This window comes from Ruminococcus difficilis, from assembly GCF_016680995.1.
Window position 1 is genome coordinate 1 of sequence record NZ_JAEQMG010000067.1, and the last position, 14,253, is coordinate 14,253.

The window sequence follows — 14,253 nt, forward strand, 5'->3', positions numbered from 1 at the left end:
CGGCAACTTCGTGCTCAAAACCTCGCCCGAAAGCGACGAGCCCGCCGGTGTTCCCATTGTCGGCAAAGCGAAAGACTACACATGGGAAGCAACCCTCATTGACGAAACGCATCGCGCGCTCATCCGTTACAACGGAAACGACTATATATGTGACATACGCTTTAAAGGAGAATCCACGCTCCTCGATCGGATCTATCCGAAAGAGATCGTACTCGACAGCGCCTCCACCCTCGGCGTTGTTCCGATCCGCACAGAGGCGTACAGCATCGATACTGGCGTGTACGGCGACAGCATCACGCTGGTCAACGCGCGCTCGGTCAATTTCTCCGTAGATTTTGACTCGCGCAATATCAGCGCGGATAAGCCCGTCAACCTCGCGCGCTGGAGCTTTGTCGGAGAAAACGGTATGCTCCGCAGCAGCGCGGATATCCCTGTTGCCAACGGCTCCTCCACGGCATCATACTCCTGTGTCGTGATGGAAAAAGCTAAGCCCGGCGACCATATGTTTATCGAATTCTACAACAAGGGCTATGACAGCTCCTCTAATGTCCGCTATACCCCTTACGGCAAGTATGAGGTAGGCTACACCTTTGTCAGCGCGAACATCGACAAGGTCATGTCCTATATGCCCGATATCGGCTTCTATGACGATGAGGGCCCTGCCGAAACCGGCTCCGACCTCGCAGCGACCGGCGCCGATCTCTCCGCGACCGGAGCGCCTCATTACAGCAAGCTGCCCTCCGCGCCGGGCATCGGCCCGATCAGCCCGATGTTCTCTATCTACGGATTCCTGCCGACCTACAGCGATACCGCGACAGGTCAGAAGGATCAAAAGACCGGCAAGGATCTGTACTGCCTTGAGATCGGCGTACAGGTCAGCATCGCAAGAACCGATACCGCTGAGAAAAAGGGAACATGGGGCGCTGCCAGCGTAGCGAAGCAATGGCAAAAGCTCTCCGACATCATCACCAAGAGTCCCGGCGAGCTCTGCCAGAACCTGCAGACCAGCACGAAGATCAGCATTACCATCAGCTTTGCGTATCAGCTGGAATACTATACGACCGACGACGGAGCGCGCTGCTATACGGCGAGCGTCTTCCTGCTCGGCGGAAAGCTCGGCATACGGATCTCGATCCCGTTCACCGTCGTGGCGATCCCGTGCTTCGTCTACTTTGATATCTCCGCCGACAACGTCGGATATCTTGTCCATATGCCCAACGACAAAACGGACGGCTACTGGAAGTCCTCTATGCTGCACAACAGCTACTATTATGATACACACGGCGAATTCTCTCAGAATTTCAAGATACAGATGGGCGTCGGCATCGGCTTTGACGGTCTGGCGGCGATCGGAGGTCATATCGACTTCGGATTGGTATCCCGGATCAGCGGAACCAATCACGGAAAGATGACCTGCTCCGTAGCGGGCGGCGTTTACGCGCAGCTGCTCTTCTTCAAGGTCGATAAAACATGGAAGATCAAGGAGAAGGTGCTGTTGGATACCGACGCGAAGCTCGCCTCGGTCGGCGCGAACCTTCTCAATCAGGAGGGCGGCGATCTGCTGGCGGACACCAAGCTCTCCGATCTCACTCTTGCCGAGGCGTCGGACGTCTATGACGACGACTTCAACAGAGATAAAGAGATCGCGGCCACCGGCTCCGACGGTCAGGCGATCTTCAGTCACGAGACCTATGCCGAGAAGAACACCGCCCAGATGTCGCCTGTCATCGGTCAGCTCTCACAGGATCGTTATCTGATCGCTTCCGTCATGAACGCGGATAATGAAAAATTCGGTCTCAGATACTATATCTATGATACCGCAACCAACGAGATCGAGGAAAAAGGCGATCCCATTGATGAAGTGATCGAAGACAACGATTTATCGCTTGAGGATGAGAGAGTACAGAGATTGTCGGAATGCAACGATCTCATCGGCGACGTCAGCATCATCGACTGCGACGATAAGCTGCTTCTCGTCTGGGAGAGCTGTACCGTTGAAGATTACCAGAGCGCTTCGGTAGACAGCGCGCTGCGTTCCTTCAAGATCGCGGCTGTCGTCTATGATAAAGAGACCGACAAGTTTACCGATTTTGATATCGTCGACACTAAACCCAACTCCCTGCCCGACCGACTCCGCGGCGTGTACAACCCGTTCGGCGGAACCGTGCATTTATTCTACAACAGCATCGACGTATCCAATGTACAGAGCGACACGACTTTGCAGCAGCTCAACAACCTGCCGATCTCGCTCAACACCTGCTCCGTCGACCTTCACGACAGCCGTCCGAGCTTCACTGAGCCCGACAAGCTGGATATCCACGGCAACACCCTCACGGATTATGATGTTGCCCTTTACGGGGATGAGGTACTGGTGTCCCTGATCAGCGCCGACAAAAACTCTCTTACGGTCGAAAAATCGCTGACGTCCTCGGATTATAATGAAGAGAACTACGGTACAAAGAACAAGATGTATCTTGACCGCTATTCCGAGGAGCAGGATGGATCGCTCGGCATCGAGGATTCCATCATGACAGCCGATGAGGATCTTGTTACAGCGAACCCGGAGTTTGTCAAGCTCCGTTATAAGGGCGATGAAAACACCCTGCTCTTCTTCAAGTGTAACGGGCGCTACGGCTATCAGAATATTGAGAATCTGTACAGCCAGTGCGAGCACGAGAACTGGAGCGACACGCTGGTCGGCGACGCGATGAAGCCCGAATATATCACTGACGACGAGGATCATACCGTCGGCGAGGACTTCAGGGTATACGCCGGAGAAGACGGCTCGCTGTACGCGTTGTGGACGCAGTCCGAGGGCGCTCAGCAGCAGATCCGCGGACGACAGTTCCAGGTCGACTCGGTCGAAGAGATCGACAAAGCGGCTGTGACCGACAATGAAAACAATGTTCAGTTCGGTCCGAACAATACGCCGATGACCCAACAGCTCGACAAGCCGATCCATATTCTGCACGGCTTCTGGGGCAACAAGGCGTATCTGACGACCGGCGGCAACAAGGAAGAAGGAGCCGATACCGGTTACTATAAGGGTAAGTTCGACGCATTCGTTATCAACAAGGACAACATCCTGAGCGTATACAATTCCTTCGACTACGATTTCGGCGATAAAGAGGAAGGCACCGGAATGAAGGCGATCAACAACCGCTTCGTCATCTCGGAGTTTGATATCAATTCCGACTATTATCTCGGTGTGGATTACGAAGACCCGATCACGGTCAGCGACGATCTGCCTACCCCCGGCGAAACCATCAAAATCAAAGCAAAAGCTGAAAACGGCGGCTTCTCCAACGGCCGTGACGTCAAGCTGGCGCTTATAAAAGCCGGACAGAGTGAAGAGGTGGGCTCGGTCACATATCCCGTATGGCTTGCCGGAGAAGAGAAGGAAGCCGAGTTCGAGTACACCGTACCGAAGGACGCCGATCTCGCGAATGAGCCGATCCTGTTCTACTATCAGATCGAAGAAAACGGAGAAAGGAAGTATCGCTCCGAGTCCGTTTCCCTGACCAGCTCGCCGCGTCTGTCGATCGATCTGGCATACGCCGATCCCGAACAGCTGTTCACCGACGATAACGATACCACCTGCTACCATGTCACCGCGACCGTTACCAATACCGGTAACGCGCCGTATGAGGGCGGCGATGAGCTCGACTTCATCTTCAACGACATGGCGGCGCAGGCGGACGTCATGAATCGCGACGTGCCTGACGTCGACCCGTTCTATATCAATTACGGCGGTATCGAGATCCCCGAGATCGGCGTCGGTTCCGGTGTGGAGCTCAGCTTTGTCAGCGACGATATCCCCGAAAGCATCTTTGATAAATACGGCACAAATTCGGCGAATCTCAGGCTGGCGATCACGCCCAAGGACGGTATCGGCTGGACTGAGGTCAAGGGCGATGAGCCGTACAACTTCCTCGACGAGTTGGGTATCGGACAGTTCGTCAAGCCCGTTCCCAAGGAGGTCGCCGCGGTATCCGCGGAGGCAGTCACCGTTCCGCTCGGCTCCGAACGCTTTATCATGCCGACTGTCACTCCTGCCTCGGCGGCGTCTGAGGCGAAGTACACCTATTCCACAGAGGACGACGACGTCATCACCGTGGATGAAAACGGTCTGGTAAAGGGTATCGCCCCGGGTACCGGTGTGGTCACCGTCAGCTGCGGCAGCGTCAGCACAGATGTTGAGATCACTGTCACCGCAGGCGCCCTGCTTCTCGGCGACGCCAATCTCAGCGGAGAGGTCGATATCATCGACGCGACGACCATCCAGCGTCATGATGTGCATCTTCTCACGCTGCTCGGTACGGCGCTGCAGCTGTCCGACGTCGATGGGGACGGAGAGGTCACGATCATCGACGCGACATGGATCCAGCGCTGGGCGAACAAGATGACAGCGCCCGAGGGCATCGGCAAACCGATCTGATCCCGGCGCCCGCGAAGGCTCTGAACCACATCAAATAAGCCATTAATGAAGACGGTAGGTATCTTACGATACTTACCGTCTATTTGTCGACCAAAAAAAGATGCCGCCAAACTGTCCGTTTTGCGGCATCCCTTTTCATATACAGCGTTAGTTGTAAACTAACTCAAAATCGAAATAGCGTCGAGGATGGATTTTTCCATCGCTTCCTGTCCGTATTTATCGACCTGCATTTTGTCCTTTGCGCCGTGGGTCAGACAGCCCGCGCCGCCGATACAGCCGCCGACGCACGCCATTCCCTCGATGAAGTTCGCTTTCAGCACATTTTTGCTCTTCAACGTCAGCGCTTTTTTACATTCCTCAATGCCGTCGCAGGAGATCGCGTTCAGCTCAAAATCATCCAGACCCTGCTCCTTCAAGCCCTCGGCAACCGCGTCGGCCAATCCGCCGCAGCGGGCAAATATCCTGCCGAAGTACGAGGCGTTGTCGAGCACGCCCTCTTCGAGCGTGGTGAGGTCGATATCTCGGCTGTCAAACAGCGCCTGTAATTCCTCAAACGTCAGCACGGAATCGACATAGGGCTTGACGGTATCGAGCTGTGCCTCCATCTTTTTCGCCGTGCACGGTCCGATGAAAACGATCTTCGCGTTCGGCGTGGTATCCTTGATGTACTTGGCGATCGTCGCCATCGGCGAAAGATTGTGAGAGACATTCGGCTTGAGCTCCGGGAAGGATTTGTTGATGTATTCAACAAAGGCAGGACAGCAGGAGCTGGTCAAGAAGCCCGTTTCCGCAAGCTCCTTTGATTCCGCCTGCGCGACCATATCTGCGCCGAGAGCGGCTTCTACGACCGTATGGAAGCCCAGCTTTTTCAGTCCGGTGATCACCTGACCGAGCTTTGCGTAAGTAAACTGGCTGGAGATCGACGGCGCGACAACGGCATAGATCTTATAGTTCTTTCCCTGCTCGCATTTCTTCAGCAGATCGATGACGTTCAGAATAAACGACTTGTCGCTGATAGCGCCGAACGGACACTGATAAACACACGCGCCGCATGAGATGCACTTTGAATCGTCGATCTGCGCCGCGTTCTCGTCATTGATGTTGATCGCCTTGATCTTGCAGGCGATCTGGCAGGGACGCTTGCGGTTGGCGATCGCGGAATACGGGCATACCTTGGCGCATTGACCGCATTCCACACATTTGCTTTTATCGATATGCGCCACATGATTGTGGTCAAAGGAGATCGCGCCGCGGGGGCAAACATCCTCACAGCGATGTGCCAGACAGCCTCGGCAGGAATCCGTGACCTCATAACCGGCGGCAGGACATTCGTCGCAGGCGATGTCGATCACCTCGATGACGTTTTGACGATCGGAGTTGCCGCCCATGGCGATCTTGACGCGTTCGGCGAGGATCGCCCTCTCCTTATAGACGCAGCAGCGCATGGTCGGCGTTTTGCCGGGAACGATGATCTTCGGGATATCCAGTACATTCTCCAACAGCGTGTCATTCCATGCCTGACGCGCCACCTCGCGCAGTACCTTGTATTTCAGATACTGCACCTTGGTATCAAATTTTCTTAATTTATTCATAAGCGTTCACCTAAAAATAACTGACCTTGATGCGCTTGCCCATCAGCTTGAGCGCCTTTGAAAGCTCCTGCACCAAATTCATTTTAATGTTGAAATTGATCGGCAGATCGGGATTCTGATGCGCCGGGTTGACTGCCTTGCCGACATAAAAATTGATATCTGTCGCTTCTTCAAACAGCAGACGGCTGATCAGCGAAGCGCCGTCATTACCATAGCCCCATTCCTCATAGGAATCGTTGTTTTGGATATAGTCGTTGGCGTATTCCACCACCTTGTTGACGGTGATCACGCCCTCGGTCACCAGATCGACGCCCTCAAGCTCCGCGATCGGCGGCACATCGCTGCGCTCAAAGCTGAGCTTCGGTCGAAGCGGCTTTCGCAGCCACTTCGCGGCAATCGAGGAGGTCGTGCCTCCGCAGATGATATGCTTGCCCTCCTTGGAGAAGAAAAGGCTCATCATCCGATCACAGTCGTCCCTGTCGGAGGGAGGGCCGAAGAGGATATTCATCGGCACGCGCTTGCGGATCTTGATCACGCAGGCGGTAGCGTCATCGCCCGGCTTCCCGCCGTAGAGGCGATTGACCTCGTCGATCAGCATGGTGGAAAGCACCTTGGCGGTGAAGCCGCCCTGCGACATCCCCAGCATATAGTCGGCGATATCCTCCCGTTTCCAGCCGAAGTTATAGGCGATGCCGATCCCCGCGTGAGGACAGCCGTCGCTCATGGCAATGATGATGTCGTTCTCCATCAAGCGGATCACGGACTTGTAGATCTTTTTTTCGCCGATATTCAGCTCGGTTTTGTCGTAATCGAAAAGAGCGCCGTCACGGATATAAATAATATGAGGATTATCATATTGGATCAGCTCGACGGTGCGGGAGTTGATGATGTGCATAATGGTGAAGGTGGAGTACGCAACGCCGCGTACCGAGCAGACAGGGAGCGTTGCGGCAATGGTAGACACACATTCCTCCAGCGGCAAACCCTCCGCCATCATGGTCGAGATGATCTTGGAGGTCAGCGTGGAAAGGATACTCGCCTTGACGCCGCTGCCCATACCGTCCGCCAGCACGATCACGGTGGAATCAGCGCCCTGTTCGACGATATCGATATGGTCGCCGCAAAGCTGTTCGCCTTCATGGTTAATGCTTTTGTAGCCGATCTCAGCACATAAATCATTCATCCTTGATCGACTCCTTCAGCTTAGACAGCGCGATTTTTGTTTCGGCGGCGGTTTCGCCCAGCAGTGAAGCGATCTCCTGTACGATACGCATTTGCTTATCCACCACCTTGTCGGCGACCTCCACCGTCTGACGGCTGATGTCCTCTTTGCGCTGACGCGCGGTTTCCTCTTCGGTGACGTCGGTCATGATGCAGATCAGCATATTGCTTTCTCTGTCGGGAACGACCGTCATTTCCACATAGCGGTCATATTCGGCTAAGAAGGTGCGTTCGTTGTAAATGCCGCGATGGGTGGACTGCACGTTCAGGAACGGCAGCGGGTCAAGGATGCGCACCACCTGAGAGCCCATGACGTCCGACGCGGCGCGCAGGTTCAGCATTTTCTGCGCCGCGGAGTTGATCTGCTGTACCTCCAGCAGGTCGTTGACGACGATCAGACCGTTGGGCGTGTTTTTGACGATCGTATCCGAAAAGCTCTCCGCCTTGTCCTTCAAGAACGGCAGACACATGGAGATCTCCGCCTTGCCCTGATAGATGGCGACCGCCTTTTCACGGCAGGTATCGTAGCCGCAGGAACCGCAGTTCAGCTCCTGAGAGGGCTTGAATTTACCCATTTGCCGCAGGATCTGGTTGATCTCATAATCGGAGGGCTTTGCCGAGCGCGGCGCGATGAACTCGAACACCTTCTTCATCTCGACCGCCTCGGGCTGATCGACCTCAAAATCGTGCTTGCCGGCATATTTGGCGACCGCCGTATAGTCACTGACCGGGTTCAGCCGCTGCTTTTCCATCACGGGACCGCCGACGCAGCTTCCGGCGCAGGCGCTCATTTCAATAAAAGCTTTGTGAACATTACCTGCCTCGATGTCCTTCAGGGCGGCGATGCAGTTTTCTACGCCGTCGATCGCAAAGTAGGTATAATCCTGCGCCTTTTGCGACATCGTTTTCAGAATACCGCCGGTCGTCGGAAAAAACCGCGCAAGGCTGTTTTCCGTGCGGTCGGTTTTCTGCTCGAGGGTGATGTTTTCCTCTTTCAGCCACGCGGACAGCTCCTCGAAGGTCAGCGTGGCGTCAACAATGCCCTCATAATGCTCCGCCTCGTCCTTCTTGGCGACGCAGGGGCCGATAAAGACGGTTTTGGCGTTGGGGATCCGCGACTTGATGTCCTTGCAGTGCGCCTGCATCGGCGACAAAACGTCGGCGAGATACGGCAGACAGCTCGGAAAATATTTTTGGATCAGCAAATTCACGGAATGACAGCAGGAGGAGATCACGATATCCCTGTCCTCTTCCTGCAGGATCCGGTCGTATTCACGCTTGACGATCGTCGCGCCGACAGCGGTTTCCTCAACATCGTAAAAGCCGAGCTCCTTCAGCGCGGCGCGCATGGCTTCGATGCCCACGCCGGTGTAGTTGGCGACAAAGGACGGCGCGAGGCTGACGACCACGGGAGCGCCGCTTTGCAGCAGAACGCGAACCTTTTCGGTCTCATCAACGATTTGCTTGGCGTTTTGCGGACACACCACAAAGCAGTGACCGCAGAGAATACATTCGTTGCCGATGATATGCGCCTGATTTCCGGAAAAGCGGATGGACTTTACCGGACAGTGGCGAATACATTTATAGCAGTTTTTGCAATTTGATTTTTTTAATGTCAAACAGTTCGACATCTGTCCGCTCACTTTCACTAAAGTTTTTGTTATGCTAATATTCCATTAAACGCTTTAACAAATTTATTGGCGGGATATTTCGCAGAGCAAGGCGGACGACGCAGGCAGGCTGGCGCCTGTCAAGGAGGACAACACAGCTATGCGGAATATAACGCAATCAATGTTAATGTGTTTTAATGAATATTAGCATAAATTTCGTTTTCAAAAAAGCTGTCAAAGGTTTCGGGCGTCACACCCGTAACGGTCTCGTCGTCGATCCGGACGGTAACACCCTCGCGGTTGCAGCGTCCGATACAGAAGCTTCCCGCAAGAGTGATCTTGTCCGCCAGACCGCGTTCCTCAACAGCTCTTTGGAACAGTTCGACGACCTTTTCCGAGCCCTTGAGATGGCACGACGAGCCAACGCAGATCTGTATGTTCATTATGATACCTTTGCCTTTATGTTTGTTTCAAAGAATTCGTCGACGCTTTCCGGAGATACCGAATGGAAGGCGTCGTCAACGGTGACGCAAACTCCCTTTTGGCACTGTCCCATACAGAAGGTGCCGCCCAGCTCCACCTTGTCGCTGAGATCGTTTTGCGCAATAAGATTCTGCAGCTGCTCTACTACCTGACGCGAGCCCTTGATGTGGCAGGAGGAGCCGATACATACGGTTACTTTCATGCTGAATTCTCCTTATTCGTACTCGACGACGTTTGCCCAGCTGAGCAGGAGCTCGCGCTCCTCTTCGTTGCCCTTAACGGACTGTGAAGCCGCTACGATCGGCATCCACTTCTGGACATACTGCTTAGCGGTGTCGCTCTTTTTGCAGAACAGGTCGAGGTACTGCTTTGCGGTTTCCGTATCGCCCTTGAGCCAGAACAGCAGATAGGTTCTTGCCGCGTCTGCCGCGCCGTTGCCCTGTGTCGCGTGCGACCAGTCGATGATGTAGGGAGTGCCGTCCTTCGCGATGATGATGTTGGACGGATTGAAGTCGCCGTGGCACACCTTGTTGTGCTTGGGCATACCGTTCAGTCTGGTGTGGAGGTCATAGCGGGTGGTAGCGTCCAGCTCCGCCATGCTGATTTTTTGGTTCATTTTATCCTTGAGCTTGTTGAGCAGGGGACAGGTTTTGCTGAGGACCGTCAGCTGCAGGTCAACAAACAGATCGAGGTACTCATCCTTCTTGTCGGGGTCGTCATCCATCATCTGCTGCAGGGTCTTTCCTTCGATAAAATCGGACACGATAGCCCATTTTCCGTCGATCTTCGTTACCTCGTGGATCTTCGGGATATTCAGTCCCGTTTCCTCGATACGCGCCTGATTGAGCGCTTCGTTCAGGACGTCCGCCTTGGAAAAGTCTTCGTTGAATACCTTTACGCAAAGGTCGCCGTCACGATAAACGGTTTTAGCGGTTCTTACCGCGATTACTCTGTCAAGTGTCATCTTTTTGTTCCTCCCTTACAGATTTTTATGGATGCCGTTCTTTGCTCTGCGAAACGACTGCTTGATGTCTTTTTTATCGAGCTTTCCGCCGAGTTGTTTTTCGTCGGGTGTATCGGTCTCCTCAAAGGTCTTGCCGTAATACGCGTTCAGATACATCTGCTTGATCTCGCTCATCAGCGGATAACGGGGGTTAGCGCCCGTGCACTGATCGTCAAACGCCTGTACGGTCATATCGTCCAGTCTGTCGAGGAAGTCCTGCTCGTCGGGAACGTATTCTTTAATGGTGGATTTGATGCCGATCTTCGCCTTGAGCTCGTCGATCTTAGCGATCAGGTTGTTAAGCTTTTCGCTGTCGTCCTTTCCGCCTACGCCGAGATAATCGGCAACCTCCGCATAGCGCGCGAGGGTATGCGGATGATCGTACTGCGGGAACGTACCCATCTTTGCGGGAACCTCAGCCGCGTTGAAGCGAAGCACCTCGTCGATCATCAGGGCGTTAGCCACGCCGTGAGGCAGGTGGTGGAAGGCGCCGAGCTTATGCGCCATAGAGTGGCATACGCCGAGGAAGGCGTTGGCAAACGCCATACCCGCCATTGTGGCGGCATTCGCCATCTTCTCTCTGGCTTCGGCGTCGTTCAGACCGTTATCGTAGGCTCTGGGCAGATATTCGAAGATCACCTTCAAGGCTCTGAGCGCCAGGCCGTCGGTATAATCCGTCGCCAGCATGGAAGCATAAGCCTCGAGCGCGTGGGTAACGGCGTCGATACCGGAGGCGGCGGTCAGCCCCTTGGGAGCGGTCATATGGAAATCGGTGTCGACGATCGCCATATTCGGCAGCAGCTCGTAATCCGCGAGCGGATACTTGACGCCGGTCTTTTCGTCGGTGATAACGGCAAAGGGCGTTACCTCGGAGCCGGTGCCGGCAGAGGTCGGGATCGCGATAAAGTAAGCCTTTTCGCCCATCTTCGGGAAGGTGTAGATCCTCTTGCGGATATCGGAGAAGCGCATCGCCATATCCATAAAGTTGACTTCGGGATGCTCATAGAGTACCCACATGATCTTTGCCGCGTCCATCGCGGAGCCGCCGCCGAGAGCGATGATGGTATCCGGCTCAAAGGACTTCATCTGCTCGGCGCCTCTGATCGCGCAGGCGAGGGTGGGATCGGGCTCAACATCCGCGAAGGAGGTGTACTGGATCCCCAGCTCGTTGAGCTTATCGGTGATGGGCTTTGTATAGCCGTTCTTATAAAGGAAGCTGTCGGTCACAAGGAACACGCGCTTCTTGTTCATGACATTTTTCAATTCATCGAGGGCAACAGGCATGCAGCCCTTCTTGATATAGATCTTTTCGGGTGCTCTGAACCAAAGCATATTCTCTCTCCTTTCGGCAACTGTTTTGATGTTGATCAGGTGCTTGACGCCGACGTTTTCGCTGACGGAGTTTCCGCCCCACGAGCCGCAGCCGAGGGTGAGCGAAGGCGCGAGCTTAAAGTTATACAGGTCGCCGATACCGCCCTGAGAGGACGGAGTATTTACCAGGATACGGCAGGTTTTCATACGTGCCGCGAATTCATCGAGCTTGTCCTTTTCGTTGACAGCGTCAATATAGATGGAGGAGGTATGGCCGTAGCCGCCGTCCGCGACAAGCTGCTCCGCCTTGTCGAACGCGTCCTGAATGTCCTTAGCGCGGTACATAGCGAGAACGGGGCTGAGCTTTTCGTGAGCGAATTCCTCGCTGAGATCAACGGATTCAACCTCGCCGATCAGGATCTTCGTGCCGGCGGGAACCTTTACGCCTGACAGCTCGGCGATTTTAGCCGCCTTTTGACCTACGATCTTCGCGTTGAGAGAGCCATTGATGATGATGGTTTTGCGAACCTTATCCAATTCGTCGCCCTTTAAGAAGTAACAGCCGCGCGCCGCGAATTCCTGTTTGACGGCGTCGTAGATGCTGTCGAGTACGATCGTGGACTGCTCGGATGCGCAGATCATACCGTTGTCAAAGGTTTTGGAGTGGATGATCGAGTTGACAGCCAGAGTGACGTCAGCGCTTTCGTTGATGATCGCGGGTGTGTTGCCCGCGCCGACGCCGAGTGCCGGCTTACCGCTGGAATAAGCCGCTTTGACCATGCCGGGACCGCCGGTAGCCAGAATGATGTCTACTTCCTTCATCAAAAGGTTCGTCATATCCAGTGAGGGAACGTCGATCCACGCAATGATATCTTCGGGAGCGCCCGCCGCTATCGCAGCCTCCAAAACGACCTTTGCGGCTTCGATCGTGCTTTTCTTCGCGCGGGGATGCGGGCTGATAATGATCGCGTTTCTGGTTTTCAGACAGATCAGCGCTTTAAAAATAGCGGTAGAAGTGGGGTTGGTCGTAGGAATGACCGCGCCTACTACGCCGATCGGCTCGGCGATCTTCTTTGTGCCGAACGCCTTGTCCTCTTCTATCACGCCGCAGGTCTTGGTGTCGCGGTACTGATTGTAGATATATTCGCTGGCGTAGTGGTTCTTGATGACCTTATCCTCTACGATACCCATACCGGTTTCTTCCACCGCCATTTGGGCGAGAGGGATCCTTGCCTGGTTTGCCGCGGTAGCAGCCGCTAAAAAGATAGCGTCGACCTGCTCCTGCGTGTAGCCGGCAAAGATCTTCTGTGCCGCTCTGGCTCTGTCGAGCGCGGCTTCCAGTTTTTCTACGCCGTCAACGATCTCATAATTTTTCTTTTTTGTTTCCATTGTTCTCCTCCTGATTTAATCAATTTGCATACTGTGCAGATGTGCTAAGGATAATGCCAGGTTTTCGTTTTGCAGCGCGATGCTCTGCGGGACCTTCAGCATAACGGGAGAAAAATTCCATATCGCTTCGATCCCGCTTGCGATCAGTTGATCGCAGACCGATTGCGCCGCGCTTGCCGGAACGGTGATAATGCCGATTTTGACGTCCTGGATCTGACAAAACCGCCGCAGCTGTTCCATGGGATATACGGGCTTGCCGGACGTATTCCGGCTTTTCTCCGCATCCTTGTCAAACGCCGCTATGATCTCCATCCCGTAATCACGGAAGCCGCTGTAATCCATCAAAGCGGCTCCGAGCTTACCCGCGCCGACCAAAACAGCCGGCGTGACCTTGTTGACGCCCAGCGCGGCTTTCAGCGAAGCCGTCAGCGCGTCGGTATCATAGCCTGTTTTGGGCTTTCCTTTTCCGCACACAAGGCTCAGATCCTTGCGCACCAAAACCTCACCCAAGTCGAGTGCTCTTGCGATTGCCGGCGCCGAGATATGTTCGGTTGTTACGCTTTCCACATAATGCAGATAAGCCGGCAGCCGACCGAGCGTTGCTTTTGAAATTGCGGACTGCAAAGACTCACCTCCTGTTTGCTGTTTATCATTATAGCGTTATTTTCTCCCTATGTGAATAACGAAAAAGGTATATCGGTAATATACTTATCGATATACCATATCTCGATTGACGGAATCTGATCCCCATGCTGTCATTTTGAGCGGTTGCAAAGGGGTTCTTTCAGCGAAATACCGCGCGTTTTGCCTGCGGCGACCGCTTAGTAAAACGCGCCTTACTTCATTGCCGTCGCAGAAAAAACAGCAGCCGCTCCCGGAAGGGAAGGGCTGCCGCGTTTATTGCAGACATTTGCTTTTAGAGTTGTACAGCTCGGTCATGAATTCCCGGTCGAGCTTGCTGAGCCGGTAATCCTTGCGGCATATCAGCATATCCCGGTAGAGCTTTTGGTTATCGGGACACGGCTTTTGCACCAGACCAAAGCCCGAGATGATATCGTCGGGCAGGGGAGAAACCCACATGAACGTATCCGGATTATGAGCGAGCAGATGGAACTGACCGCCGCGCTCAAAAACATAGATGTTGCGGGAGCAGTTGACGGTATGCTCATCCTTTTGCACCGCTGCCGCGGGCAAAGAGGGAACATA

General features: G+C 54.2%; 9 protein-coding genes and 1 pseudogene. 1 reads left to right on the top strand and 9 read right to left on the bottom strand.

Features of this window, described 5'->3' with window-relative positions:
* The coding region (locus JKK62_RS07840; RefSeq protein ID WP_201427449.1) for a dockerin type I domain-containing protein at positions 1-4,438 on the top strand (4,438 nt) is incomplete at its 5' end.
* Positions 4,439-4,596: 158 nt separating this feature from the next.
* Here the strand turns inward: JKK62_RS07840 and JKK62_RS07845 are convergent.
* From JKK62_RS07845 to JKK62_RS07885, 9 genes and pseudogenes are all read right to left on the bottom strand, one after another.
* Entirely contained in the window at positions 4,597-6,030 is a 1,434-nt protein-coding gene (locus JKK62_RS07845; RefSeq protein ID WP_201427450.1) for a 4Fe-4S dicluster domain-containing protein, read from the bottom strand.
* A gap of 10 nt (positions 6,031-6,040) precedes the next feature.
* Positions 6,041-7,213, bottom strand: coding sequence for a SpoIIE family protein phosphatase (locus tag JKK62_RS07850; protein ID WP_201427451.1), 1,173 nt, complete (start codon positions 7,211-7,213; stop codon positions 6,041-6,043).
* Positions 7,206-8,882, bottom strand: coding sequence for a [Fe-Fe] hydrogenase large subunit C-terminal domain-containing protein (locus JKK62_RS07855; protein ID WP_201427452.1), 1,677 nt, complete (start codon positions 8,880-8,882; stop codon positions 7,206-7,208). Before JKK62_RS07855 ends, JKK62_RS07850 begins: the two co-directional genes overlap by 8 nt.
* Before the next feature lie 173 nt (positions 8,883-9,055).
* Positions 9,056-9,304 carry a (2Fe-2S) ferredoxin domain-containing protein gene (locus tag JKK62_RS07860; protein WP_201427453.1) on the bottom strand — a complete coding sequence of 83 codons (249 nt, stop codon included), beginning with the start codon at positions 9,302-9,304 and terminating at the stop codon, positions 9,056-9,058.
* Positions 9,304-9,546, bottom strand: a complete 243-nt coding sequence (locus JKK62_RS07865; protein ID WP_201427454.1) for a (2Fe-2S) ferredoxin domain-containing protein — start codon at positions 9,544-9,546, stop codon at positions 9,304-9,306. Before JKK62_RS07865 ends, JKK62_RS07860 begins: the two co-directional genes overlap by 1 nt.
* A 12-nt stretch (positions 9,547-9,558) precedes the next feature.
* Entirely contained in the window at positions 9,559-10,308 is a 750-nt protein-coding gene (locus JKK62_RS07870) for a phosphotransferase (RefSeq protein WP_201427455.1), read from the bottom strand.
* A gap of 15 nt (positions 10,309-10,323) precedes the next feature.
* Entirely contained in the window at positions 10,324-13,047 is a 2,724-nt protein-coding gene (gene adhE, locus JKK62_RS07875) for a bifunctional acetaldehyde-CoA/alcohol dehydrogenase (protein WP_201427456.1), read from the bottom strand.
* A 15-nt stretch (positions 13,048-13,062) separates the two neighbouring features.
* Positions 13,063-13,671 carry a redox-sensing transcriptional repressor Rex gene (locus tag JKK62_RS07880; RefSeq protein WP_201427457.1) on the bottom strand — a complete coding sequence of 203 codons (609 nt, stop codon included), beginning with the start codon at positions 13,669-13,671 and terminating at the stop codon, positions 13,063-13,065.
* A gap of 273 nt (positions 13,672-13,944) precedes the next feature.
* Positions 13,945-14,253 (bottom strand): annotated as a pseudogene (locus JKK62_RS07885) (LysR family transcriptional regulator); the annotation flags it as partial.